24 protein-coding genes, 1 tRNA gene and 1 pseudogene are annotated in these 23,534 nt (G+C 65.1%); 18 read left to right on the top strand and 8 right to left on the bottom strand.

Annotated elements, in window-relative coordinates:
- Positions 1–74 precede the first annotated feature (74 nt).
- Genes cmk through aroA form a run of 3 tightly spaced genes read right to left on the bottom strand, consistent with a single transcriptional unit; the run spans position 75 to position 2,698 of the window.
- A complete protein-coding gene (gene cmk, locus EN857_RS02400) occupies positions 75–731 on the bottom strand; it encodes a (d)CMP kinase (protein ID WP_135857926.1) in 657 nt (218 codons plus the stop codon).
- 1 nt (position 732) lies between these two features.
- Entirely contained in the window at positions 733–1,344 is a 612-nt protein-coding gene (locus tag EN857_RS02395) for a hypothetical protein (RefSeq protein WP_135857924.1), read from the bottom strand.
- A complete protein-coding gene (aroA, locus tag EN857_RS02390) occupies positions 1,331–2,698 on the bottom strand; it encodes a 3-phosphoshikimate 1-carboxyvinyltransferase (protein ID WP_127311342.1) in 1,368 nt (455 codons plus the stop codon). The genes EN857_RS02395 and aroA overlap by 14 nt, the downstream gene beginning before the upstream one ends.
- A 205-nt stretch (positions 2,699–2,903) precedes the next feature.
- On the opposite strand from aroA, the gene EN857_RS02385 reads away from it, so the two are divergent.
- The 4 genes from EN857_RS02385 (at position 2,904) to EN857_RS02370 (ending at position 4,847) form a co-directional block, all read left to right on the top strand.
- Positions 2,904–3,296: a TIGR02300 family protein gene (locus EN857_RS02385; protein ID WP_127284414.1), complete on the top strand. Its 393-nt coding sequence runs from the start codon at positions 2,904–2,906 to the stop codon at positions 3,294–3,296.
- Positions 3,297–3,470: 174 nt separating this feature from the next.
- Positions 3,471–3,546: transfer RNA gene (locus EN857_RS02380), tRNA-Ala, on the top strand.
- A gap of 156 nt (positions 3,547–3,702) precedes the next feature.
- Complete coding sequence (locus EN857_RS02375; RefSeq protein WP_245511258.1) at positions 3,703–4,035, top strand: hypothetical protein; 333 nt, start codon at positions 3,703–3,705, stop codon at positions 4,033–4,035.
- A 146-nt stretch (positions 4,036–4,181) separates the two neighbouring features.
- Positions 4,182–4,847 (top strand): DUF2161 family putative PD-(D/E)XK-type phosphodiesterase, encoded by a 666-nt coding sequence (locus EN857_RS02370; protein ID WP_127391262.1) that lies wholly within the window; start codon positions 4,182–4,184, stop codon positions 4,845–4,847.
- 26 nt (positions 4,848–4,873) lie between these two features.
- Here the strand turns inward: EN857_RS02370 and EN857_RS02365 are convergent, their stop codons facing one another.
- The gene (locus tag EN857_RS02365) at positions 4,874–5,821 is read right to left on the bottom strand and encodes a GlxA family transcriptional regulator (RefSeq protein ID WP_127391263.1); all 948 of its coding nucleotides are present in this window, start codon (positions 5,819–5,821) and stop codon (positions 4,874–4,876) included.
- Positions 5,822–5,907: 86 nt separating this feature from the next.
- Here EN857_RS02365 and EN857_RS02360 point away from each other — a divergent pair, with 86 nt between their 5' ends.
- The 7 genes from EN857_RS02360 (at position 5,908) to ugpC (ending at position 12,980) form a co-directional block, all read left to right on the top strand.
- On the top strand, positions 5,908–6,600 hold the full coding sequence (locus EN857_RS02360; protein WP_127284411.1) for a DJ-1/PfpI family protein: 693 nt from the start codon (positions 5,908–5,910) through the stop codon (positions 6,598–6,600).
- 120 nt (positions 6,601–6,720) lie between these two features.
- A complete protein-coding gene (locus EN857_RS02355) occupies positions 6,721–7,452 on the top strand; it encodes a FadR/GntR family transcriptional regulator (RefSeq protein WP_127284410.1) in 732 nt (243 codons plus the stop codon).
- Positions 7,449–8,651, top strand: coding sequence for a PLP-dependent transferase (locus tag EN857_RS02350; RefSeq protein ID WP_127284409.1), 1,203 nt, complete (start codon positions 7,449–7,451; stop codon positions 8,649–8,651). Before EN857_RS02355 ends, EN857_RS02350 begins: the two co-directional genes overlap by 4 nt.
- A gap of 29 nt (positions 8,652–8,680) precedes the next feature.
- Positions 8,681–9,958, top strand: coding sequence for a sugar ABC transporter substrate-binding protein (locus EN857_RS02345; RefSeq protein WP_127284408.1), 1,278 nt, complete (start codon positions 8,681–8,683; stop codon positions 9,956–9,958).
- 179 nt (positions 9,959–10,137) lie between these two features.
- On the top strand, positions 10,138–11,061 hold the full coding sequence (locus tag EN857_RS02340; protein ID WP_127391264.1) for a sugar ABC transporter permease: 924 nt from the start codon (positions 10,138–10,140) through the stop codon (positions 11,059–11,061).
- Entirely contained in the window at positions 11,061–11,909 is an 849-nt protein-coding gene (locus EN857_RS02335) for a carbohydrate ABC transporter permease (protein ID WP_127391265.1), read from the top strand. Before EN857_RS02340 ends, EN857_RS02335 begins: the two co-directional genes overlap by 1 nt.
- 3 nt (positions 11,910–11,912) lie before the next feature.
- Positions 11,913–12,980, top strand: coding sequence for a sn-glycerol-3-phosphate ABC transporter ATP-binding protein UgpC (gene ugpC / locus EN857_RS02330; protein ID WP_127391266.1), 1,068 nt, complete (start codon positions 11,913–11,915; stop codon positions 12,978–12,980).
- 9 nt (positions 12,981–12,989) lie between these two features.
- On the opposite strand, the gene EN857_RS02325 is transcribed toward ugpC, so the two are convergent.
- Positions 12,990–13,841, bottom strand: coding sequence for a TIGR01459 family HAD-type hydrolase (locus EN857_RS02325; RefSeq protein WP_127391267.1), 852 nt, complete (start codon positions 13,839–13,841; stop codon positions 12,990–12,992).
- The gene (locus tag EN857_RS02320) at positions 13,838–15,112 is read right to left on the bottom strand and encodes an FGGY-family carbohydrate kinase (RefSeq protein WP_128346379.1); all 1,275 of its coding nucleotides are present in this window, start codon (positions 15,110–15,112) and stop codon (positions 13,838–13,840) included. The genes EN857_RS02325 and EN857_RS02320 overlap by 4 nt, the downstream gene beginning before the upstream one ends.
- 183 nt (positions 15,113–15,295) lie before the next feature.
- Between EN857_RS02320 and EN857_RS02315 the strand changes: the two genes are divergently transcribed.
- The 7 genes from EN857_RS02315 (at position 15,296) to EN857_RS02285 (ending at position 22,387) form a co-directional block, all read left to right on the top strand.
- Positions 15,296–16,078 (top strand): DeoR/GlpR family DNA-binding transcription regulator, encoded by a 783-nt coding sequence (locus EN857_RS02315; protein WP_127391351.1) that lies wholly within the window; start codon positions 15,296–15,298, stop codon positions 16,076–16,078.
- On the top strand, positions 16,075–17,451 hold the full coding sequence (locus EN857_RS02310) for an FGGY-family carbohydrate kinase (RefSeq protein WP_135857922.1): 1,377 nt from the start codon (positions 16,075–16,077) through the stop codon (positions 17,449–17,451). Before EN857_RS02315 ends, EN857_RS02310 begins: the two co-directional genes overlap by 4 nt.
- Positions 17,452–17,473: 22 nt before the next feature.
- Positions 17,474–18,367 carry a sugar phosphate isomerase/epimerase gene (locus EN857_RS02305; RefSeq protein WP_127391353.1) on the top strand — a complete coding sequence of 298 codons (894 nt, stop codon included), beginning with the start codon at positions 17,474–17,476 and terminating at the stop codon, positions 18,365–18,367.
- Positions 18,368–18,491: 124 nt separating this feature from the next.
- On the top strand, positions 18,492–18,977 hold the full coding sequence (locus EN857_RS02300; protein WP_127283209.1) for a hypothetical protein: 486 nt from the start codon (positions 18,492–18,494) through the stop codon (positions 18,975–18,977).
- A 174-nt stretch (positions 18,978–19,151) separates the two neighbouring features.
- The gene (locus tag EN857_RS02295) at positions 19,152–20,591 is read left to right on the top strand and encodes an aldehyde dehydrogenase family protein (RefSeq protein ID WP_135857919.1); all 1,440 of its coding nucleotides are present in this window, start codon (positions 19,152–19,154) and stop codon (positions 20,589–20,591) included.
- Between the two features lie 121 nt (positions 20,592–20,712).
- Positions 20,713–21,300: a DUF1349 domain-containing protein gene (locus EN857_RS02290; protein ID WP_127391355.1), complete on the top strand. Its 588-nt coding sequence runs from the start codon at positions 20,713–20,715 to the stop codon at positions 21,298–21,300.
- A gap of 94 nt (positions 21,301–21,394) precedes the next feature.
- Positions 21,395–22,387, top strand: coding sequence for a glycosyltransferase family 10 fucosyltransferase (locus EN857_RS02285; protein WP_127391356.1), 993 nt, complete (start codon positions 21,395–21,397; stop codon positions 22,385–22,387).
- A 21-nt stretch (positions 22,388–22,408) separates the two neighbouring features.
- On the opposite strand, the gene EN857_RS02280 is transcribed toward EN857_RS02285, so the two are convergent.
- Positions 22,409–23,158 (bottom strand): ANP1/MMN9/VAN1 family protein, encoded by a 750-nt coding sequence (locus EN857_RS02280; protein WP_245511257.1) that lies wholly within the window; start codon positions 23,156–23,158, stop codon positions 22,409–22,411.
- A 139-nt stretch (positions 23,159–23,297) separates the two neighbouring features.
- Positions 23,298–23,435 (bottom strand): annotated as a pseudogene (locus EN857_RS35450) (hypothetical protein); the annotation flags it as partial.
- Positions 23,436–23,534: the final 99 nt, after the last annotated feature.

Genomic DNA, 23,534 nt, shown 5'->3' with positions numbered 1-23,534 from the left:
CTGGCAGGCTGGTTAGTGCCCGATATGGGTATTTTCTTCGCCTCCGGCAACGGAAACACGAGGAAAAACCCGGCTCAGGCTTTGTTTCTCTTGGCCAGGACGTCGTCGATGATCGCCATGGCCGCCAGGAACGCGGCCTCTATAGCCATTTCGGACGTATCAAGCAAGTGCGCGTCGGCGGCCGGCTTGAGCGGCGAGTCGGCGCGGCCCATGTCGCGCTCGTCGCGCCGCTCGATGTCGGCCAGAATGGTGGCGAAATCGGCGCTGCCGCCGATGCTCTCGATCTCCGCCAGCCGGCGTCTCGCCCGCACCTCTGCGCTTGCCGTCACATAAAGCTTGATGTCGGCGTCGGGGCACACGACGGTGCCGATGTCGCGCCCGTCGAGCACGGCGCCCGGCGGCGTTTTGGCGAAGGCGCGCTGCTTTTCGACCAGAATGCGCCGCACAGTCGGGAAAACGGCGACCTTGGAAGCGGCCTCGCCCACCGCATGCGCCGACAGCACGGCGCGATCGAGTTTCGAAAGATCCACCTGCCGCGCCGCGGTTTCCGCCGCCGAGACATTGTCGAGCGGCAGGCCGAGCTGCAGCAGCGCATGCGCGACGGCGCGATAGGTCAGGCCGGTGTCGAGCAGGTTCAGCCGATAGTGGTCGGCAAGCCGGCGGGCAAGCGTGCCTTTGCCCGCGCCTGCAGGCCCGTCGATGGCTATGGTCACGTATCTAGCATCGCCCATGTTAGCCACGATCATCCTCGATGCTGGATGTGTCCGCAAATAGGCCAAACCATATATGACTGATCAGCAGGAACATCATTGGGACAAATATCAAGAGGCCGAGCGACGCAGCGATAGGATGAACAGGTTTAAGTGAGCCCAGTGAATAGCCAAAGAGGGTTTGGGAAAGAGAAATTATGCTGCCCACAACTACGCATAGAACGACGATGAGAAGGCGTCGTTTCTGCCAAACGCTCAAACCGGACAGCATCCTTGAAATCACATCCGATGGCGAGAGAAAAGCTACATGCTCACTTGTGGGGGTTGAGTCCCGCAGGATCAGCTGACGACGGCGCCAGGAAACGGCGCTGTAAGCCGAGTTCACAATGCAATAGCCAACGAGGCAGTAAGCGAAAGTATTGAGGGTAGAGAAACCTTGAAACCACGCAAAGAATGCGAAGGCGGGTATCGAGATTGTTGACCACGCAAGGACCCACTCTGAATTTGTAAGCGATCGAAGGCGGTCGAATTGCTCTTGGCTTACAGCATAAGCCGGAGACCAACGGCTTGCTCTGTAGAAGATCTTGCCGTCGTCCCTCTTTATCCAGCCCGGCCCGCGTTCAGCCTTGGACATCGATCTCCGCGCCCAGCCCCTTCATCAGCCCCATGAACTCCGGAAAGCTCGTCGCGATCATGTTGGCGTCGTCGATGGTCACCGGCTTTTCGCTCGCCAGGCCCATGACGAGAAAACTCATGGCGATGCGGTGGTCGAGATGCGTCTTTACCGTCGTGTCCGGCCCGTTGGGGTGTCTGCCCAGCCCCTTGCCGCCCGGCCTTCCGCGCACCGCAAGCGTCGCTTCGCCTTCCGTGCAGTCGACGCCGTTGAGCTTCAGCCCGTTGGCGACGGCCGAAAGCCGGTCGGATTCCTTGACGCGCAGCTCTTCCAGCCCCTGCATCAGCGTCTCGCCCTCGGCGAAGCTCGCCGCAACCGCCAGCACCGGATACTCGTCGATCATCGACGGCGCCCGCTCCGGCGGCACGGTGACGCCCTTCAACTCCGAAGAGCGCACGCGCAGGTCCGCGACGTCCTCGCCGCCGGCATTGCGCGGGTTGAGGATGTCGATCCGGCCCCCCATCTCCTGCAGCGTCAGGAGCAGGCCGGTGCGAGTCGGGTTCATCAGCACGTTCTCGATGACGATGTCCGAGCCCGGCACGATGAGCGCCGCCACCAGCGGGAAGCCCGCCGAGGACGGGTCGCCAGGCACCGCGATCGTCTGCCCGCTGAGCTTGCCCTGGCCCTCGATGAAGATGTGGCGCACGCCGCGCTCGTCGGTTTCGACCGTCAGATTGGCGCCAAATCCCTTCAGCATCTTTTCGGTGTGGTCGCGCGTCATCACCGGCTCGATCACGGTGGTGATGCCCGGCGTGTTCAGGCCCGCCAGCAGCACCGCCGACTTCACCTGAGCCGAGGCCATCGGCACACGGTAGGTGATGGGGGCGGCGTGCTTGGGGCCGCGCAGCGTGATCGGCATGCGGTCGCCGGGCGTCGCCTTCAACACCTGCACGCCCATCTGGCGCAGCGGCTCCAGCACCCGGCCCATCGGCCGGCCCGACAGCGAGGCGTCGCCGATGAAGGTCGTTTCCATGTCATAGGTGCCGACCAAGCCCATGGTGAGCCGCGAGCCGGTGCCGGCATTGCCGAAATCGAGCGGGCCTTCGGGCTGGAGCAGCGCGCCGTTGCCGGTGCCGCGGATCACCCATTCGGCGCCGCGCTTCTCGATATGCGCGCCCATCGCCTTCATCGCCGCGCCGGTGCGCATGACGTCCTCGCCCTCGAGCAGTCCGGTGATGCGGGTTTCGCCGGAGGCAAGGCCGCCGAACATGAAGGAACGGTGCGAGATCGACTTGTCGCCCGGCACGCGCGCCGTGCCGGAAAGCGCTGATGATTTGCGGGCCGTGGCCGGTTTCGGAGCGGCAGCGTGAGACATGGTTTTCCCTGGATGGAACGCCGGCGCACCGGCACTTTTCTTTTGTTGCGGCGGTCTCGTATCACGGCGGACGGGAATGGTCATCCCCTTGGTGCAACGCCTGCGATTGCGGGCTTTTGCGGCGTCGGCCCGAAGCCGGCTTTTGGCTTTGACAGCGCCGTAAACTGCGGTTAAGGGGACCACTCTTCTATCTACGAGGCCTGCTGTGGCAAAAGCTGAACTTGGCACCAAACGCATCGACCCGGAAACGGGTCGGAAATTCTATGACCTGAACAAGGACCCGATTGTCTCGCCCTATACCGGCAAGAGCTATCCGCGTTCCTATTTCGAGGATGGCAAGATTTCTGCCCTCGAAGAGGACGAGGAAGTTGCCGACAAGGAAGTCGACGGCGAGGACGAAGAGGGCGCCGAGGTCGTTTCGCTCGAGGAGGCCGACGAAGAGGCCAAGGGCGGCGACGATCTTCCCGATCTCGGCGACGACGAGGACGATGTGGACCTCGGCGACGACGAGGACGACACCTTCCTTGCCAATGAAGAGGAAGAGGACGACGATGTCTCTGACATGATCGGCGTCGGCGACGACGACGACGAGGTCTGATCAGGCCCCGGGCGCGACCGTTTGCCGGCCTTTTTGGCCTGTGACGAAAAAGCGGTCGTTGAAGGCTTGATCTTGACCGAAGGCGGGGTTAGAAGCCGCCTGCACTTGACGGCGCGGATCCAAACCCGCGCCGGATCTCTTCGCCGGAAACGGCGCCGGCTGACTGCCGGGAGTGGGGCCATAGCTCAGTTGGGAGAGCGCTTGAATGGCATTCAAGAGGTCGTCGGTTCGATTCCGATTGGCTCCACCAAACAGTCTTTTTCCGATGCTCGGATTCGCGGCATTCGCGCTCGCTGCTTGCCAGTCGGCGCCTGAAGCGCCGCCACCGCCACCTCCCCAGCCTGCCTTGGCTGCCGCGGTTGCTGTTCCTGCTCCCCAGGGTTCGGCGGTCTTGGATCCATCAGTGGTGGTCACGCCCCCCGGCAAGGGCGTTCCGGCAAAGTATGCCGCATTTTCGGGCATATGGGCCGGACAGCTGGACGGGATGTACGAAGGCAAGCTCGCCGTGCTGACGGTTTCTCCGCGCGGGCAGGTGACCGTCACCTATGCGTGGGGCGATCTGGCCGACAACAAGCCGGGAGTGGCCGATGGTGCCGGGAAAATCGTCGGCAGCACTTTGAAGCTCGGGCGCCTGCCGAACGGCGCCGACGTCACCGCCACAATGCTTCCCGACGGAACGCTGGCCACCAGCTATGCGCTTGCCGGCCAGACCTACACCGGTTCGTTCACCAGGCAGTAGCCTTCTGGCGAAGTGAATGGCCGTCGCGGCGTTGGCCGCAATCGATCCAAGCCCGAACGCGCGCTGCGGTTCTTCACGATAGTGCGGGCCGGCTTCACTTTGGCGGCGCTGTCCGGGCCCGGGCCGAATCGGCTATGTCTCGCCGCATGCAGGAAACGTCCCTCTACGTCCCGGTGAAGCGGTTCCTCGAGAGCCTGGATTTCACCGTCAAGGGCGAAGTCGGCGGCTGCGACGTGGTCGGGCTGCGCGAAGGCGAGCCGCCGGTGGTCGTCATCTGCGAACTGAAACTGCAGTTCAATCTCGAGCTTGTGCTCCAGGCGGTCGATCGCGCCGCCGCCTGCGACGAGGTCTGGCTTGCCGCGCGCATGTCGGCGCGCGGCAAGGGCCGCGAGCACGACCGCCGCTTCCGGGCCCTGTGCCGGCGACTTGGCTTCGGCTTGCTCGGCGTCGGCGGCAAGGGCGAGGTCGAACTCCTGCTCAGTCCCGCCGCCCTGCCGCCGAGGCGCGATCCCAGGCGGCGCTCGCGCCTGATGGAGGAGCATCATCGCCGCAAGGGCGACCCGGCTACCGGCGGCAGCACGCGCACGCCCATCATGACCGCCTACCGGCAGGAGGCGCTCGCTTGTGCCGCCGCCATGGCCGATGGTCCCAAGCGGCCGCGCGACCTGAAAGTGCTTTCGCCGCGCGCGGCGAGCATCCTGCTGCACAATTACTATGGCTGGTTCGCCAGGGCCGAACGCGGCATCTACGCGCTGACCGAAATCGGTCGCGCCGCCGTGCAGTCACATCGGCTGGTCGAGAGCCCGTTGTAGCGAACATTCAGGGCGAGAAGGCGCGATCAGAAACGCTCGCGATAGTCGCGCGGGTTGGTGCCGAGGACGCGTAGAAAGCCGCGCCGCATCGTTTCTTCCGAGCCGAAGCCGCAGCGCCGGGCCGTCTGGCTGATCGCCTGTCCCCGTTCCAGCATTCGCCGCGCTGCCTCGATTCGGATCTCTTCGATGGCGCGGGCCGGTGTCCGACCCGTCGCTTCGCGATAATGCCGCGAGAAGCTGCGCGGGCTCATGTTGGCGCGGTCGGCCAAATTCGGCAGCGAAAGGTCGCCGTCCAGATTGTCCAGGATCCAGCCATGCAGCCGGTCGAAGCGCTCGTCGCCTTCCTGCAGCTTGAGCGTCTGGCTGAATTGCGCCTGGCCGCCGGGACGTTTCAGGAACACCACCAGCTGGCGTGCCACGGCAAGCGCCATGCGTCGGCCAAGATCGGCCTCGACGAAGGACAGCGCGAGATCTATGCCCGCCGTGACCCCCGCCGATGTCCAGACATTGCCGTCACGAATGAAGATCGGGTCGGGTTCGAGCCGGACCGCTGGAAAGCGCCGTGCAAACTCGGCGCAGCGTCCCCAATGGGTAACCGCGCGACGGCCATCGAGCAGGCCTGCGGTCGCTAGCAGGAAGGCGCCGCTGCAAACCGAGGCTGTTCGCGTGGCATCGCGCGAGCGGCCGATCACCCATTGCAGGAGCTCGCGATCCTCGCAGGCCGCGTTGACGCCCCATCCGCCCGGCACGATCAGCGTGTCGATCCCGGACCCATGCGGCGGCAGCAGCGTGGCCTCGAGCACGAGGCCAGCCGACGTCCTGATCCGCGGCGAGGCGGCTACGACCATGACCTCATAGGCCGCCGGTTCGCCGGCCTGGATCTTGAAGTCGTTGGCGCTGGCGAACACCTGTAGCGGCCCGCTGACATCGAGGAGCTGGACGTCGGGATAGGCAAGGATTTCGATACGGCGCATGGCTTTGGCTTGAAACGAGGGGTGATTGGCGATCTTGCCAAAGCATGATGCCTTAGCTTGGCCGGAGTCAACCTGAGGAGATTTCCATGGTCCTTCGTCTCGGCATCCTTGTGTTCCCCAACGTCCAGCAACTCGACCTCACCGGCCCCTACGAAGTCCTGGCATCGGCAAAGGGCGCCGAGGTGGAATTGATCTGGAAGGATCGCGATCCGGTGATGTCGTCGACGCGGCTGCCCCTTACCGCGACAGCCACCTTCGACGATTGCCGGCCTCTCGACGTGCTGTGCGTTCCTGGCGGCGGCGGCGTCAACGCACTACTGGAGGATCAGACAGTTCTCGACTTCGTCTGGGAGCGCGCGGTGCAGGCGCGCTACATCACCTCGGTGTGCAGCGGCGCTTTGGTGCTCGGCGCGGCCGGGCTGTTGAAGGGCAAGCGCGCGACAACGCATTGGTATGCGCATGATTTCCTGGAAGAATTCGGCGCCATCCCTGTCGACGAGCGGATCGTCGAGGACGGCAAGCTGATCACCGCAGGGGGCGTCACATCGGGGATCGATTTCGGTCTTCTCCTGGTCGCGAGGCTGCTCGGACAGGCCGAAGCCGAAACCGTGCAGCTTGCACTCGAATATGCGCCGGCACCTCCGTTCCGCTCAGGCACGCCCGCAGAGGCATCGCCTGCCGTGTTGGCGGAGGCGAAAGAGCGGCTCTCGGCGTCGCGGCGGGTCCGCGAGGAAATGTTCGCGCGCTGGCGCAATGCCCCGGTGCGCGCCCACGGCTGAACCTTCCGGCCGAATGGCGCATCCATGCGCCGTTCGGCCTGTCTCGTCTCGGCTGTTGACTCGCCCGTCGGCCTGTGCAGAAATTGGTTGGACCATTGAACCACTTTAGGCCCTGCCGGCGTGACCGATCTCTTGCCCCCCATCCAGACGACGGCCCGCGACGACGCGGTGCTGAAGGCGTTGGCGGGGTTCGTCAGGCAGGAAGCGCTCGGCCCCGGTGAGAAGCTTCCGACCGAGCGCATTCTGGCCGAGCGCCTCAAGGTCAGCCGCAACACGGTGCGCGAGGCGTTGACGCGCTGGGAGGGCCTCGGCCTCGTCGAGCGCCGTCAGGGCTCAGGCACCTATCTCAAGGCCGCGGTCTCGCCCGACATGTTGCACATGCCGCTGACGCTTGCCGGCGGTAACGATTTCGCCGGCCTGATGTCCACGCTGGAGATCCGCCGCGCGCTGGAGGCGGAGGCCGCCGCGCTCTGCGCCATTCGTGCCGGCAAGGCCGAGCTCGCCGAGATCGAGCGCAAGCTCGACCTGATGGAGGAGGCCTTCCAGACCCGCGCCGGCATGTCGTCGGAGGAGGACTGGGAATTCCATCAGGCGATCTTCCGCGCCTCCGGCAATCCGCTGTTCGAGCAGATCATCGCCGCCATGTACGAGATGTTTCACCGCTTCTGGGAACATCCTCTGGGCGTGCGCGATTTCGGCCATGCCAGCTTTCCTTATCACCGCAGCATCTTCAATTGCATTGCCGCGCGTGACCCCGACGGCGCCCGCGTCGAGGCGCTGAAGCTCATCGCCACCGTCGAGGACGATTTGAAGCGCGGCGCCGCCAACCTCAAGCTTTCGGACCGCAAATGAACGAGCACCCGACCGGTTTCGACCCGGGCCTTTCCAGCAGCGACTATCTGGCCGAGGCGGCGACGCTGCTGGCGCATGACGATCCGTTCCCGGGTGGTCCGGTGGTGCCGCCGATCTACCAGACCTCGCTGTTCACCTTCGCCAGCTATGCCGACATGGCCGACACATTCGCCGGCCGCAGAAAGCAACCGATCTATTCGCGCGGCGACAATCCGACGGTGATGGAGTTCGAGGCGCGTGTCGCGGCTTTGGAAGGCGCCGAAGCCGCGCGCGGCTTCTCCAGCGGCATGGCGGCGATCAGCGCCACCGTGCTCGCCTTTGTCGGCGCCGGCGAGCGCATCGTCGCCGTGCGCAACTGCTATGGCGATGCCTACCGGCTGTTCGAGCGGCTGTTCCCGCGCCTGCAAATCAAGGTCGACTATGTCGACGGCTCGGACCCGGACGGGGTGGCGGCGGCACTCCCCGGCGCAAAGCTGCTTTACCTCGAGAGCCCGACCTCGATGATGTTCGAACTGCAGGACATCGCCCATCTGACGCGATTGGCCAAGGAGCAGGGCATCGTCACCACCATCGACAATTCCTGGGCGACGCCGGTGTTCCAGAAGCCGATCGCGCACGGCGTCGACCTCGTCCTGCACTCGGCTTCGAAATATCTCGGCGGCCACAGCGACACCGTCGCCGGCGTGGTGGCGGGATCGGCCGCGCATATCAGGCACATCAACGAGCAGACCTATTCCTCGCTCGGCGGCAAGCTGTCGCCCTTCGAAGGCTGGCTGCTTTTGCGCGGGCTGCGCACCCTGCCGCTCAGGCTGCCGCATCACATGAAAAGCGGTCTCATCCTCGCCGAGCGGCTGAAGGCGCATGGCAAGGTCGAGCGCGTCAACCATCCCGCCTATTCCAACCATCCCGGCAAGAAGACGCTTGCCGGCTATGCCGGGCTGTTCTCCTTCGAGGTGACGGAGGATGTCGACATTCCCGCTTTCGTCGATGCGCTGAAATTCTTCCGCATCGGCGTCAGCTGGGGCGGTCATGAAAGCCTGGTCGTGCCGGCCAAGGCCTCGCTCGAGCAGACGCCGGGCTTGAATTCGATGGCGCGCTTCGGCGTCAGCCCCCGAACCATCCGCTTCAATGTCGGATTGGAAAGCGTCGAGGATCTCTGGGCCGACATCGCCCAGGCCTTCGACAAAGCAAAAAAATAAACTGAGCGTTCAAAATGGGAGTCCTGAACATGAAGAGACTGACGCTGATGCTTGCCGCCGTCGCCGGCCTGGCGATTTCCGCCAGCGGCGCGCTGGCCGACAGCACAATCAAGATGGTCGAGGTCATCACCAGCCCGCCGCGCACCGAATTCCTCAAGAAGCAGATCGCCGAATTCGAGGCCGCCAATCCGGGCGTCAAGGTCGAGCTCGTCTCGCTGCCCTGGGGCCAGGCTTTTGAGAAATTCCTCACCATGGTCCAGGCCGGCGACACGCCCGACGTCGTCGAGATGCCGGAACGCTGGATGGGCCTCTATGCCAACAACGGCCAGCTCGAAGACCTCGGTCCCTACATGGCCAAGTGGGACGACGCCAAGACGCTCGGCGATCGCGCCAAGCAGTTCGGCTCGACCGTCAACAACACCCAGTTCATGATCCCTTACGGCTACTATGTGAACGCGCTGTTCTGGAACAAGAAGCTGTTCAAGGAAGCCGGTCTCGACGGCCCGCCGGCGACGCTCGACGAGTTCGTCGAGGACTCCAAGAAGATCTCGGCCATCCCCGGCAAATATGGCTACTGCCTGCGCGGCGGCCCGGGCGCCTTCAACGGCATGCACATGTTCATGAACATCGCCGCCGGCAAGGGCGGCTACTTCAACGAAGACGGCACCTCGACCATCAACGACGAAGGCTCGGTCAAGGGCCTGCAGATGCTGGCCGACATGTACAAGAACGGCCTGGCGCCGAAGGATGCCGTGAGCTGGGGCTTCAACGAGACCGTCACCGGCTTCTATTCCGGCACCTGCGCCATGCTCAACCAGGATCCCGACGCGCTGCTCGGCATCGCCGACAAGATGAGCGCCGATGATTTCGCCGTCGCGCCATTGCCGGTCGGACCGAGCGGCAAGTCCTACCCGACGCTGGGCTATGCCGGCTGGGCGATGTTTGCCAATTCGCAGCACAAGGACGATGCGTGGAAGCTGATGGCCACCCTGCTGTCGCCGAAGGACAATCTGGAATGGGCCAAGGAAGTCGGCGTCGTGCCGATCCACAACGGCGCCGACCAGGATGCCCATTTCAAGACCGAGCAGTTCAAGGGCTGGTTCACCGAGCTCAGCGACAGCTCCAAATATGAAATGGTCACGCCGCCGACGCATCTGGAAAACCTCGGCAACTTCGTCGACCAGGTGGCGATCAAGAACTTCCAGGAAGTGCTGCTCGGCCAGAAGACGGCCAAGGAGGCGGCCGACGCATGGGCCGCGTTCCTGACCAAGGAACAGCAGGACTGGATGGCTAAGAACAAGAAGTGACCCTTCTTCCTTCTCCCCGTTCACGGGGAGAAGGTGGTCCGAAGGACCGGATGAGGGGCAGCGCCCACTTCCGAAAGGTTCGCGCCGCCCCTCATCTGCCTGCCGGCATCTTCTCCCCGTGAACGGGGAGAAGGACGCTGTCGCTAACGCCGGCACCCACCCTCCAACGCGAGCACCGTATGACCTACGCAGTGTCCGAAATCCGATCCGCCGCCCGGTCGCGCAAGAGCGGGCTGAGCAAGGCCGCGATCGAGCCTTGGCTTTATCTTTCGCCGGCTATCGTCCTGCTTGTCGTTGTGCTTCTGGTGCCGCTGATCATCGGCATCAGCTATTCCTTCCGCAAATTCTCGGCCTTCAAGTCGGAATATGTCGGGCTCGGCCAGTATCAGACGATGCTCTCGGACGCCGTGCTCGGCCAGGCGCTGATCAACACGCTGTGGTGGACCGTCGCCAGCCTGTTCTTCCAGTTCTTTCTTGGCCTCGGCCTGGCGCTGCTGCTCGACAAGCCGTTCGTCGGCCGCAAGGTGGTGCAAGCGGTGGTGTTCCTGCCCTGGGCGGTGCCGTCCTTCCTCTCCGGCCTCACCTGGGCCTGGCTGTTCAACCCGATTATCGGGCCGCTGCCGCACTGGCTCTTCGCGCTCGGGCTGAAGGCCGAACCGACCAATGTGCTCTCCGATCCGGCCACCGCCATGTGGGGGCCGATTGTCGCCAACATCTGGTTTGGCATCCCGTTCTTCGCCATCACTCTGCTTGCCGCGCTGAAGTCGATCCCGTCGGAACTGCACGAGGCCGCGGCAATCGACGGCGCGTCGCCCTGGCAGCGCTTCACCAAGGTGACGCTGCCGTTCCTGGCGCCCACCATCGTCATCACCGTCATGTTGCGCACGATCTGGATCGCCACCTTCGCCGACCTGATCTTCGTCATGACCGAAGGCGGACCGGCGGGATCGACCAGCACGGTGCCGGTCTACATTTATGTCAGCGCCTTCAAGTCGCTCGACAAGGGCTATGCCTCGGCGGTCGCCGTGCTGCTCCTGGTGCTGCTCATTGCCTATGCTATCGGGCTGATCGCCATCCGCCGCTCGCTTGTGAGGCACGTCTGATGATCGCCGGACGCTCCACCTCCTCGCGCCTCGCCGGCGGCATCGGCCTCTACGCGGCAATCGCCGCTTACATGATCTTTGCGCTGTTCCCGATCTTCTGGACGCTGAAGATCTCGGTGACGCCGGAACGCCTGCTCTATTCCGAAGGCATCACCTTCTGGCCGTCCGAGACGACCTTGCAGAATTTCGTTACCGTGCTCGAAGCCTCCGACTTCCCGCGCTATTTCCTGAACAGCGTCATCGTCTCGGTGTCGACGGCGGCGCTCGTGACCGTTATCGCCACGCTCGCCGGCTACGCCATGTCGCGCTTCACCTTCCGCGGCAAGGCGACGCTGGCCATCTTGCTGCTGCTCACCCAGACCTTCCCGCTGGTCATGGTCATCCCGCCGATCTACCGCATCATGGGCGATCTCGGCCTGACCAACAGCCTGACCGGGCTGATGATCATCTACACCGCCTTCAACACCGCCTTCGCCACCTTCCTCATGCAGTCCTTCTTCGACGGCATCCCGAAGGATCTGGAGGAGGCGGCGATGATCGACGGCTGCACGCGCGCACAGGCAATGCGCCGTGTGATCGTGCCGCTGACTTTGCCCGGCATGGGGGCGACGCTCGGCTTCGTCTTCACCGCCGCCTGGAGCGAATTGCTGTTCGCGCTGATGCTGATCTCGAGCGACGACCAGAAAACCTTCGCCGTCGGCCTGCTCACCTTCATCGGCAAGTTCGCCGTCGACTGGGGGCAGATGATGGCGGCCTCCATCCTGGCGCTGATCCCGGTCTGCATCTTCTTCGCCTTCCTGCAACGCTATCTCGTCACCGGCCTCACCGCCGGCGCGGTCAAAGGATAATCGATGGCTTCCGTCACGCTGCAACATGTCGAGAAGGATTATGGCTCGCTGCGCATCCTGCACGGCGTCGACCTCGAGATCGCCGATGGCGAGTTCGTCGTGCTGGTCGGCCCGTCCGGCTGCGGCAAGTCGACCTTGCTGCGCATGATCGCCGGGCTGGAGGAGGTTTCGGGCGGCGAGATCCGCATCGGCGAGCGGCTGGTCAACGATGTGGCGCCCAAGGACCGCGACATCGCCATGGTGTTCCAGTCCTACGCGCTCTACCCGCATATGGACGTGTCGTCGAACATGGGCTTCAGCCTGTTGTTGAAGAAGGCCGAGAAGACGACCATCGATGGCAGGGTTGGCGCTGCCGCCAAACGCCTCGGCCTCGACAGTTTCCTCGGCCGCCTGCCGCGCCAGCTCTCCGGCGGCCAGCGCCAGCGCGTCGCCATGGGCCGCGCCATCGTGCGCGATCCGAAAGTCTTCCTGTTCGACGAGCCGCTCAGCAATCTCGACGCCAAGCTGCGCGTCCATATGCGCGCCGAGATCAAGGCGCTGCACCAGCAGCTCAAGACCACCTCGGTCTATGTGACGCACGACCAGGTCGAGGCGATGACCATGGCCGACCGCATCGTCGTCATGCATGACGGCTATGTGCAGCAGGTCGGCCATCCGCTCGAACTCTACGACCGGCCGGTCAACACTTTCGTTGCCGGCTTCATCGGCTCGCCCGGCATGAATTTCTTGCCGGCGAAGGTCGCCAAGGCCGGCAAGGTCGATGCCGTGCTCGCCGACGGCCAGAAGCTCAGGCTGCCGGACGGGCTGCCTCTGGAGGATGGCGATGCGCTCACCATCGGGCTGCGCCCGGAACACATCAGACTGGCCGACGATGGCGCGCTGAAAGGCGAGGTCGAGGTGGTAGAGCCGCTCGGCCTGTCGACGCAGTTCTATGTCAGGCTCGCCAACCAGCAGGCCTGCGTCTTCGTCATGGGGCGCAGCAACGTCAGGCCGGGCGACATTGTGCGGCTGTCGGCCGATCCGGCGGCGCTGCACCTGTTCGATCCGAAAGATGGAAACCGGATCGAGTAAGCCGGCCGATCAGCGCCAGCGGAACGCGTCCAGCGTATAGTCTGGGTACGCGCCTTCCCGATCGAAGAGCGCGCTGAGGTCGTCGACGTCGGCCAATATCCCAGAGCGCACCAGCGCGGTCGCGACGCCTGCGCCGGCTCCGCCGGCGATGTCGTGCTCGACGCTGTCGCCGACACAGACCACGCTGCCGCGATCCGGATTGCCGGCCAGCGCCAGCGCCGCCTCATAGATCGCCGGATAGGGCTTGCCGATGCGGGTGACGTTGCCGCCGAGGCTTTCATAGAGATCGGCGAGCTCGCCGGCGCCGAAGCGCGGCCCGACCGCCGTCAGCATGATCCGGTCGGGATTGGTGCAGAAGCACGGCACCCGCCGCGCCGCAGCCGGACCGAGCAGAGTGCGATAGTGCTCGAGGTCGTAGCGATCGCCTTCGCTGGCGGAAATCAGCACCAGCTCGGCGTCGCTGCCATTGTCGGTCAGAGCAAGCGGCAGCCCGTCGATCGCCGAGCGGTCATCGTCGCGGCTGATCAGCAGGCATTTGGTGCCGGCCTTGAGCGTGCCCGAGGCCGCCATGTCATGGAAGCTGCGCCATGCCACCTCGCCGGAGGAGACGAAATGATCCCAGCTTCCAGCTTCGAAGCCGAGCTTCAGCAGGCGGCGCTCGTTCGGCGCCGCCCGCTTGCCGGAATTCGAGATCAGGGTCACCGTCTTGCCGGCGCGCTTCAGCGCGGACAGGGTCTCCACCGCGCCGGGATACGGCTGCTGTCCGTCGTGCAGCACCCCGAACTGGTCGAGCAGGAACATGCTGTAGCACTCGGCCAGCGCGGCAACCCCGTCGAGATGTCTGGCTTGTTTCGCGCTCACAGCAGCCCCGCTTCGCTTGCGCCCTTGAGCGCCAGCCGCGCCGTGCCGGCGGCGGCTTCGTCGGACAGCGCGGCCAGGAAATCGACGCCAAGCTTGCGCTGGCGGATCGCGGTCCAGGCGGCATTGGCGGCGCCCCCGCCGACGCTGCGCACCGAGGTCAGTTTTGGCGCGCCGAGCTCGGCAAGCCTTCTATAGCCGAGCGCTTCGATGCCGGCGATGCCTTCCAGCATGGCTTTCAGATAGTCGGCTTCGGATTGGGGTCGCGGCTCGAGCCGCGGCGGCAGCGCCGGATCCGCGATGGGGAAGCGCTCGCCGGGTATGCCGAGCGGATAGTAGTCGAGGCCGGTTTCGGTCGCCGGGTCGATCGCGGCGCTCAGCTCGATGATGCGCGCAACGGAAAAATGCTGGGCAAGCACCTTGCCGCCGGAGTTCGACGCGCCGCCAGCCAGCCAGGCGTCGCCGAGACGATGGCTGTAGATGCCGTAGCGTGGCGCCGAGATCGGCCGGTCGGAGAGGATCTTGATGGTGAGCGACGAGCCGAGCGCGGTGACGCCTTCGCCGGCGTCCGTAGCGCCGGTGGCCAGGAACGAGGCGCAGCCATCCGTCGTACCGGCAACCACCACGACGTCTCGCGCAAGGCCGAACAGCCCGGCGGCGCCGGCGGTGAGCCAGCCGGCCACGCTGCCCGGCCTGGTGACTTCGGGCAGCAGTTCCGTGCGCATGCCGGTCGCCGCGATCCAGTCCGGCCAGCGGCCGGTCTCGACATCGTAGCCGGTCTTGAGGCTGTTGTTCTCGTCGCTGACATCGAAGCGGCCCGAGAATTGCCCGGCGATCCAGTCGGCCTGGTGCAGCATCCTGGCGACGCCGGGCACGAGCTGGAACGCCAGCGCCTTGGCGAGGCCCGATGTCGCGCCATGTGCCGCACTTGCTTCCGGCGCCTCGCGGGCGATCACGGCGAGGATCGCGTCGTCCAAAACCTTGTCGTTGTACATCAGCGGCTCGGCCAGCGGCCGCCCGGCGGAGTCGACCGGCAGCACGGTGCCCGAGGTGCCGTCGACGGCGATCGCGCGCACCGACGTCCGATCGATGCCGGAGAGCAGTTCCTTCAATGTCGCCTCGACCGCCGCCCACCAGACGGCGGGGTCGCGGCCGTTGGCGCCAAAGCGGTCGAGCGGCACGGCGGCGCGCGAGGCGATGGAGAAATCCGGACGCATGGCGACGGCGCGCGCGCCCGAGGTGCCGATGTCGATGCCTATGGCCAATGGCGCCATGTCGCTGTCCTTCGCAACTGCCGGCCGCGTCGCGCTTTCCGCTCGAAATCCCTGCAAGGGAACCGACGTCGGTATCGCAGATGCGAGCGATCTACGTCAATCATGATCTTCCTTCGTCAGAAATGGCCTTGCTGTCACGTACAGCTTGAGTAAGTTACGCCAAGCGACATCCGGGAGGAAAAGTTGAGCGACTCCGGCCGCCAACGTCAGATCGTCGAGATCTTGCGGGACCGCCCGTTCGCCTCGGTGCGCGAGTTGCAGCAGCGGCTTGGCGTTTCGGCGGCGACGATCCGGCGCGACATCGACAAGATTGACGGCGCCGGCGAGGCGCGCAAGGTCTATGGCGGCATCTCGGCACTCGATGGCGCCGCGCAGGCCGGCATCGCCTACGCCAGGCCCTATGACGAGAACCGCGATCTCGCGGTCGAGGCCAAGCGGCGCATCGCCGCGCTTGCCGCGACTATGGTGCGCGACGGCGAGGCGATCATCGTCCACGGCGGCTCGACCTGCTTCCATCTCGGCGTCAGGCTTGCCGACCGCAACATCCGCCTCTTCACCAATTCCATGCCGCTCGCCGCCTATCTCAGCGATCACGGCCATTGCAGCCTGACGATCGCCGGCGGCGACCTGCATCGCGAGCCCGGCATCATCCATTCGCTCGCCCAGGCGGCACCTTTCTACGCCTCGAAATTATTCCTCGGCGCCCAGGGGCTCAGCCAGGAAGGCGTGCTGGAATCGCACCCGCTGCTGGTCCGCTCGATCGTCGATTTGAGCCTGTGCGCCGACCAGATCGTGGTGCTGGCGGACAGCCGCAAGCTGTCGATCCATGCCCGCAATGTCGCGCTGCCGCTGTCGCGCATCGGCACGCTGGTGACCGATGACGGCCTGTCCGACACCGACGCGCGCATGCTGGAAGCTGCCGGCGTCACGGTCCGCATCGCCACGTCCTCGGGAGCCATCCGGTGAAACTGGCCGTGCTCGATTTCGGCAAGACCAATTCGAAGCTGTTCGTCTTCGATGAGGACGGGCGCATCCTCGCCGAGCGCCGGACCAAGCCGGTCTGGACACATGCGGGCAACTTCAGCGTGCTCGACGAGGCGGCACTCCATGACTGGGCGCTCGCTGCCGTCGACGAAGCGGTCGACAGTCACGGCGTCGAAGGGCTGATGGTCTCTGGCCATGGCTGCACCTTCGCCCTGGTCGATGATACGGCACTGACGCACCCGATCCTCGACTACGAGCAGGAACCGCCTGCCGAGGTCGCGGCGCGCATCGATCGCCGCATCCCGGATTTCTCCGAGACCTTCTCGCCGCGACTGCCGCTCGGCTTCAACTATGGCCGCCACATGCTGTGGCTGAACGAGGTCGAGCCCGGCGCCTTCGCCTCGGCGACATCGATCCTCGGCTATCCGCAATATTGGAGCTGGCGTTTCGGCGGCCGCGCCGTCTCGGAAGTGTCCTATCTCGGCTGCCATTCGCATCTGTGGGCGCCGCGCCGGCGCGACTTCTCCTCGCTGGTCGATGCCGAGGGCTGGCGCGGCCGCATGCCGGGCTTCGGGCGCGCCGGCGCCGTTATCGGCGAGCGGAACTTCGGCAAGGCCGGCAGGCCGATCGCCATCCATAACGGCGTCCATGACTCCAATGCCGCGCTCCATGCCTATCGCCGGCAACAGCTTGGATCGCTCACCGTGGTCTCGACCGGCACCTGGGTGGTCGTGCTCAACCCCGATTGTCCGCTGGACGTGCTCGACCGTGACCGCGACATGCTGGTCAATGTCGATGTCGACGGCGGTCCGGTGCCGACCATCCGCTTCATGGGTGGGCGCGAATTCGCGGTGATCAGCGCCGGCTGGCAAGGCGCGATATCGCCGGCTTCGATACAGCGGGTGATCGACGCCGGCATAATGGCCCTGCCCAGCTTCGCCCCGGGCGGTCCGATGCCTGATCGCGTCGGCGAAGTGATCGGCGGCGCGCCCGACAGCGAAGAACGCGCTGCGGTGGCGCTGCTCTACGTGGCGCTGATGGTCGATCTGTCGCTCGACCTGATCCATTCCAAAGACACCGTCATCGTCGATGGCGGGCTGAACGCGGGCGGCCTGCTCGCCAGCCTGCTGGCGCAGCTACGGCCCGGCCAGCCCTTTCTGCAGGGCGCCACGCTGGAAGGCAGCGCCACGGGCGCCGCGGCGCTCGCCTTCGAGAGCGCCGGTCGCGGCATGGCGGCCGAAACGCCGGAGCCCGTTGATGCCGCGCACTTTGCCGAGTTAGCCGGCTATCGTGATCGCTGGCGCGATCTTGCGATCGGCGCCGAGAACGGCAAGGGCCGCACTGCGGCACGATAGATTTGAGCAGATGGAGACGATCATGGCGCGCATTGGTATCCACTCCTTCGTCTGGTCGGCGAGCTCGGCGCAAGCGGATCTCGAGCGCACGCTGGCCAACACGAAGGAAGCCGGCTTCGAGCTGATCGAGTTCTCCTATCTCGACCCCGCCAATGTCGATATCGGCCGGCTCGCCAGGCGCATCGCCGATCTCGATCTTGGCGTCGCGATCAGCATCGGGCTGCCGGCCAACGGCGATATCTCGAGCGCCGACAGGGCGGTTGCCGCGCGCGGCGTCGACATCCTCAACCGCACCATCGCGCTCACCCGCGATCTCGGCGGCCGCAAGGTGGGCGGCATACTGTCGACCAGCCACGGCCTGCAGACCGAGGCGCCGACGCGCGACCAGTGGAACCGCAGCGCCGCAACGCTGGCCAAGGTGGCCGAGACGGCCAAGGCCGCCGGCGTCACCCTGAACCTTGAGATCGTCAACCGCTTCGAGAGCAATCTGCTCAACACCGCCGCGCAGGGACTGGCCTTCATCGAGGACACCGGTTCCGACAACATCTTCCTGCACCTCGACACCTTCCACATGAACATCGAGGAGGCCGATGCCGCCCTGGCCATCCGCAACGCCGTGGGCAAGATCGGCTATGTCCATATCGGCGAGAGCCATCGCGGCTTCCTCGGCACCGGCAGCATCGATTTCGCTGGGATCTTCGATGCGCTGACCGCCATCGGCTACGACGACGACCTCAGCTTCGAATCCTTTTCCTCGGAGATCGTCGACGAGAACCTGTCGAAGAAGACGGCGATCTGGCGCAATCTGTGGACCGACAATATGGAGCTCGCCCGCCATGCCCGCCGCTTCATCGCGGTCGGGCTGGAGACGGCGCGGCGCAAGGCCGAGCTGGTCACGGCGACGCAGAAGCCCTGAGTGGCAGTCTCAAGACCTGCCGCTGCCTTGAAGCTTGCGGGTAATTTTACGAGCGCATTCGATTAAGATCGTCCCTGTTTGATTCGTCCCCGGTCATGGCCCGGAGAGCAGGAGCAGGAACGGCATGAGCAAGGCTCTTACCACTTTCGCGTTGGTCGCGGTGCTCACCGCCCTGCTCATGGCGCTTTCGCTGGCGGTCGCCAGGCACGGCTATCCCTACGGCGCTTTCGGCGTGAAGCGCCTCGACGGCATCGCCGATGCCGGCTCCTTCATTCCGCTAGCCGCCGTCTATTTCTTCAGCGCGCTCTTGATGATGATCCTGCCGTTGCGCGCCGCCAGCATCGTGCTTACCAACGCCGCCGATGCGCTGTTCTGGGCGACGGTCGCGCTGTTTGCCACCATCGTCGGCTGCCTCGTCGCCAGATGGGCCTTCGGCCAGGGCGGCGTGCTGTGGGCGCTGGTCAACTGGCGCTTCCTGTTCGTCGCGGCCATCGTCGCGGCCCACCTCGCCATGAACGAGCTGCGCCGCAATATCCTGCTGAGAAGCCTGTTCTTCGTCGTCTTTGCCGCGGCGACGCTGGCCTGCCTGTTCTGGACCTTCCCGGCCTGACCACCCATATGTCGGTTCGGCAAGGCGGACAGGCGCGGGCTTTCATCGGCCCGCGCCATCGGCTATTCCGATCCATGCCCGCCTTCTCGCTGTCATCATTTGTCTGATAAATGGCTTGACTGAGAGATGACCGCGGCGGACAAGGCCGCCAGCAAAGCTTCACAAGGAAAGACCATGACCCTGTTTCGTAAGAACCTCATCGATGGCGACTGGGTGGGCGAGGCCGGCTCCCGCAACATCAACCCCTCCAACACCGGCGATGTCGTTGGCGAATATGCCTCTGCCGGACCGGATGAGGCGCGTCAGGCGATCGCCGCCGCCAAGGCGGCCTTCCCCGTCTGGTCGCGCTCGGCGCCACTCGTCCGCCACGCGGTGCTGAGGAAGGCTGCCGACGAGATCACCGCGCGCAAAGACGAGATCGGCCGCGCGCTCGCCCGCGAGGAAGGCAAGACGCTGGCCGAAGGCATCGGCGAAACGATCAGAGCCGCCCAGATCTTCGATTTCTTCGCCGGTGAGACGCTGCGTCTGGCGGGCGAGCTGGTGCCGAGCGTGCGGCCGGGCGTCGGCGTCGAGATGACCCGCGAGGGCGTCGGCGTGGTCGGCATCATCACGCCGTGGAATTTCCCGATCGCGATCCCGGCCTGGAAGATCGCGCCGGCACTGGCCTACGGCAACACCATCGTCTTCAAGCCGGCCGAGCTGGTGCCGGAGAGCGCCTGGACCATCGTCGACATCCTGCACCGCGCCGGCCTGCCCAAGGGCGTGCTCAACCTGGTCATGGGCAAAGGCTCGGTGGTCGGCCAGGCCATGCTCGACAGCCCGGACGTCAACGCCATCTCCTTCACCGGCTCGGTCGGCACGGGAAAACGCGTCGCCGCCGCCAGCGTCGAGCACATGCGCAAGTTCCAGCTCGAAATGGGTGGCAAAAACCCGCTCGTCGTGCTCGATGACGCCGATCTGGCGGTCGCCGTCGATTGCGCGCTCAACGGCGCCTATTTCTCCACCGGCCAGCGCTGCACGGCCTCGTCTCGCCTCGTCGTGACCGACGGCATCCACGACCGCTTCGTTGCCGCGCTGAAGGAGCGCATGGAGAAGCTCGTCATCGGCGATGCGCTCGACGCCAAGACCCAGATCGGACCGGTCGTCGACGCCACGCAGCTGAAACAGGACGAGGACTACATCGCCATCGGCCGCCAGGAAGGCGCCGAGCTTGCCTTCGGCGGCGAGCGGCTGGGCCGCGAGACGCCGGGTTTCTACCTGCAGCCGGCGTTGTTTGTCGGCGCCACCAATGCCATGCGCATCTCGCGCGAGGAGATCTTCGGGCCGGTCGCCAACGTCATCCGCGTCAAGGACTATGACGAGGCGCTGACTGTTGCCAACGATACGCCGTTCGGCCTGACCTCCGGCATCTGCACCACCAGCCTCAAGCACGCCACGCATTTCAAGCGCAATTCGGAAGCCGGCATGGTCATGGTCAACCTGCCGACCGCCGGCGTCGACTTTCACGTGCCGTTCGGCGGTCGCAAGGGCTCGAGCTACGGCCCGCGCGAGCAGGGCCGCTACGCCATGGGGTTCTACACCACGGTGAAGACGGCCTATACATTCGCTGGCTAAAGCAATTCCAGGAAAGTGTGAAACGGTTGAGCTCGGCGACGTCGCCGTAGCCTTCCGTAACGGAATTGCGTCTAAACAATAAGGCAAGCTGGCGACGACGGGAGGAACCAGGCAGGCGAGCATGTCGACGACAGACTGGAAAGCGGACCTGACCTGGCTCAACCCGCCGCCGCACCACGACTTTGCCGGCGGCACCGTGCATGTGCGCACCGGCAAGGAGACCGACTTCTGGCGCGAGACCTTCTATGGCTTCTGGCGCGACAACGGCCATTTCCTCTATCGGCCGGTCGCCGGCGATTTCAGCGCCGAGGTCACGGTCAAGGGCGACTATCGGGTGCTCTACGACCAGGCCGGGCTGATGGTGCGGCTGAGCGAAACGCTCTGGATCAAGGCGGGCATCGAATACACCGACGGGCTGGCCTATTTCTCGGTCGTCGTTACCAACGATACCTCGGACTGGTCGCTGGTCAGCATTGCTGCCGATCCCAACGGCGTCAGGATCCGTTTGACCCGCCACGCCGAGGCTATCCGCATCCAGTATCTGGACGCCGCCGACGGCCATTGGAAGCCGGTGCGGCTCGCCTATTTCCCGGCCTCGAAATCGGTCGATGTCGGCATGATGTGCTGCTCGCCGCAGCGTGAAGGCTTCGAGGTCACCTTTTCGGATTTTTCGATCGGTCCGCCCATTGCCAGGGAGCTTCACGACTAGGGCCGGCTTGGCCGAGCGGATAATCGGAGGTCCTTCCCCGAAGCTGGGTCCAAAGCGTATACGGAAGCGGTTCCCGCGCTTTGAAAGCGTCTTCATGCCATCGAACCAACCGCTCATCCTTTTCTACACGACCTTCTTCGGCAAGCCGGTCGACATATCGGCCATCCCCGCTTGCGCGGTGCCAGTCGAATGGACCAATGACCGCCGCCGCCTTGCCGAAGCCGCGGCGGTGGTGTTCCACCTTCCGGATTACCGCGAGATCGGCGACGCCCGCAAATATACCGGCCAGACATGGGTCGCGTGGTCGATGGAGAACCCGCAGAACTATCCACGCGCCGCCGCTCCCGGCTTCATGCGGCATTTCGATCTCACGATGACGCACGAGTCCGGATCGGACATCTGGACACCCTATCTTCAGGAGGCGAGCTGGTGGGAGGCGATACGCAACAGCGCGATACCGTCCAAGACCGAGAGCGCCCCGGTGGTGCGTTTCCAGTCCGCAAGCATCGACCTTAGCGGCCGTGGGGCGTTCGCAGCCGAGCTTGCCGGGCATATCGGCGTCGATTCCTATGGCCGCTATCGTCCCACGCGACAGATCGAAGGCCCCGATCTCGGATCGCGGACCAAGATCGAGACCATAGGGCGATACCACTTCTGCCTGGCGCTGGAGAATTCGATCGCGCCCGACTATGTCACCGAGAAGATCTTCGATCCGCTCTGTGCAGGCAGCGTGCCGGTCTATCTCGGCGCCCCCAATGTCGGCGAGTTCGTCCCCGCCAATTCCTACATCGACGCGACGGCGTTCGGCACGCCGGCCGAGCTTGCCGCCTATCTCCGCCATCTGCTGGAGACGCCTCAGGCCTACGAGGCCTATTTCGCCTGGCGCTCGCAACCGCTGCCGGGACCCCTCGCCAGCCGTCTGGCGCTCCTGGAAACGCCGGCAAAATGCCGGCTGGCCGAGCGTATACATCAGCGCCTTCAGCAAGATCAGGGCCTGTCGGCCGGCCGGCCGTCACTGCCGTTTGGCGGCCTCTCCTTCCTGCGCACCAGGCTGCGCCGCTGGCGGAAGGCGCACCGTCGCCGTTGAATGCGGGGCGGGCACGGCCGTTCACCAAGGCACGTGCAGGATTTCGAGCTTGGGCAGGCCGACCGGCCGGATGCCCAGCTCGTTGGCCAGCACGCCGAAGGCTTCGGTCTCGATCAGGTCGTGATAGGGGATTTCGGGAAAGCGCAGACCGCCGCGATGCAGGGCCGCGTCGACGAGCAGCATGGTTCCGCCGACACCGTCGAGCCCGACAATGTCGAGATGCCTGAGATCGCTGAGATGGAGGCGGCTGTAGGACCGCGCCGGCGGCTGGTAGAGGCCGCCATGGATCTGGCGATAGTAGCGATAGTCCTTTTCCGGCCGAACGCTGATGAAGGAGTTCAGGTCGAAACTGTCGCCGCCGGCTATCTTCACGCAATGCGGGACCGCGATGCGATGACCGGCTCCGACAAGCCGGCTTAGAACATCGTCCGGGAACCGCCAGACATCGATGTCCACCCAGAGCGCCCAGTCATCATCCGGCGCCAGGCCATGGTCGATCAGGTGGTTGCGCACCTTGGCGATGGCGCCGCGCCGCGCGCGCTGCAGCTTTGGCCGCGCGCGCTTCGCACGGTCGAGGCTGGTGCCCGTCTGCTTCTGCAGCAGAACGATGTCGCGATATGTCCCGGCAAGCGGCGCCACCGCCCGCTGCAATCGTTCCCAGCTTCCGTCCGCGCTGTCGCCCTCGCAGAAGACCAGCTTGATCCTGTCCTTCGGGTAGTCGAGCGCGCCGCAGCCAGAACGGGTGACCGGGCGGGCTGGCGATCGTACCATTGAACAACAGGTAAGGCAGTCCGCGGAAACCCGCCTGCACCCGCGCATGCGTGTCCGGCTCCCTGCAGACCACGATGCGATCCTCGCCCGTCAAGAGGTCGAAGGGTGCCACGCATTCGCAGTCGATGTCGGCATAGACGCCGCCGAAATGATGCAGCAGCAGATAGCGTCCCGCGTCGGCGCGCAGCACACCTTGCGAATAGCTGCAAAAGATCGGCAGGAAGTCCGGATAGTGCCGGGCGACGAATTCGAGCAGCATCCGGTCATTCCAGAACATCACCGTCCAATCCGGATGAAGCCGCTTCCAGCTCTCGACATAGGCCTGGAAGCGAGCCGGGATGCTGTCGGTCTTCCAGGTCTGGTGCAGGATCTTGGG

Source organism: Mesorhizobium sp. M4B.F.Ca.ET.214.01.1.1 (assembly GCF_004791545.1).
GTDB classification, from domain to species: domain Bacteria; phylum Pseudomonadota; class Alphaproteobacteria; order Rhizobiales; family Rhizobiaceae; genus Mesorhizobium; species Mesorhizobium abyssinicae.
Note: the sequence above shows the minus strand (reverse complement) of the source record. Positions and strands in the feature narration are given on the sequence as shown.

Bases quoted from the DNA above. Each gene is read 5' to 3' on its own strand.
- EN857_RS02290 (WP_127391355.1), top strand. From the start codon at position 20,713: ATGTCGACGACAGACTGGAAAGCGGACCTGACCTGGCTCAACCCGCCG.
- ugpC (WP_127391266.1), top strand. From the start codon at position 11,913: ATGGCTTCCGTCACGCTGCAACATGTCGAGAAGGATTATGGCTCGCTG.
- EN857_RS02335 (WP_127391265.1), top strand. From the start codon at position 11,061: ATGATCGCCGGACGCTCCACCTCCTCGCGCCTCGCCGGCGGCATCGGC.
- EN857_RS02300 (WP_127283209.1), top strand. From the start codon at position 18,492: ATGAGCAAGGCTCTTACCACTTTCGCGTTGGTCGCGGTGCTCACCGCC.
- EN857_RS02370 (WP_127391262.1), top strand. From the start codon at position 4,182: ATGCAGGAAACGTCCCTCTACGTCCCGGTGAAGCGGTTCCTCGAGAGC.
- EN857_RS02280 (WP_245511257.1), bottom strand. From the start codon at position 23,158: ATGGTACGATCGCCAGCCCGCCCGGTCACCCGTTCTGGCTGCGGCGCG.
- EN857_RS02395 (WP_135857924.1), bottom strand. From the start codon at position 1,344: ATGTCCAAGGCTGAACGCGGGCCGGGCTGGATAAAGAGGGACGACGGC.
- EN857_RS02360 (WP_127284411.1), top strand. From the start codon at position 5,908: ATGGTCCTTCGTCTCGGCATCCTTGTGTTCCCCAACGTCCAGCAACTC.
- EN857_RS02345 (WP_127284408.1), top strand. From the start codon at position 8,681: ATGAAGAGACTGACGCTGATGCTTGCCGCCGTCGCCGGCCTGGCGATT.
- EN857_RS02285 (WP_127391356.1), top strand. From the start codon at position 21,395: ATGCCATCGAACCAACCGCTCATCCTTTTCTACACGACCTTCTTCGGC.
- EN857_RS02365 (WP_127391263.1), bottom strand. From the start codon at position 5,821: ATGCGCCGTATCGAAATCCTTGCCTATCCCGACGTCCAGCTCCTCGAT.
- EN857_RS02305 (WP_127391353.1), top strand. From the start codon at position 17,474: ATGGCGCGCATTGGTATCCACTCCTTCGTCTGGTCGGCGAGCTCGGCG.
- EN857_RS02295 (WP_135857919.1), top strand. From the start codon at position 19,152: ATGACCCTGTTTCGTAAGAACCTCATCGATGGCGACTGGGTGGGCGAG.
- EN857_RS02340 (WP_127391264.1), top strand. From the start codon at position 10,138: ATGACCTACGCAGTGTCCGAAATCCGATCCGCCGCCCGGTCGCGCAAG.
- cmk (WP_135857926.1), bottom strand. From the start codon at position 731: ATGGGCGATGCTAGATACGTGACCATAGCCATCGACGGGCCTGCAGGC.
- aroA (WP_127311342.1), bottom strand. From the start codon at position 2,698: ATGTCTCACGCTGCCGCTCCGAAACCGGCCACGGCCCGCAAATCATCA.
- EN857_RS02350 (WP_127284409.1), top strand. From the start codon at position 7,449: ATGAACGAGCACCCGACCGGTTTCGACCCGGGCCTTTCCAGCAGCGAC.
- EN857_RS02320 (WP_128346379.1), bottom strand. From the start codon at position 15,112: ATGGCGCCATTGGCCATAGGCATCGACATCGGCACCTCGGGCGCGCGC.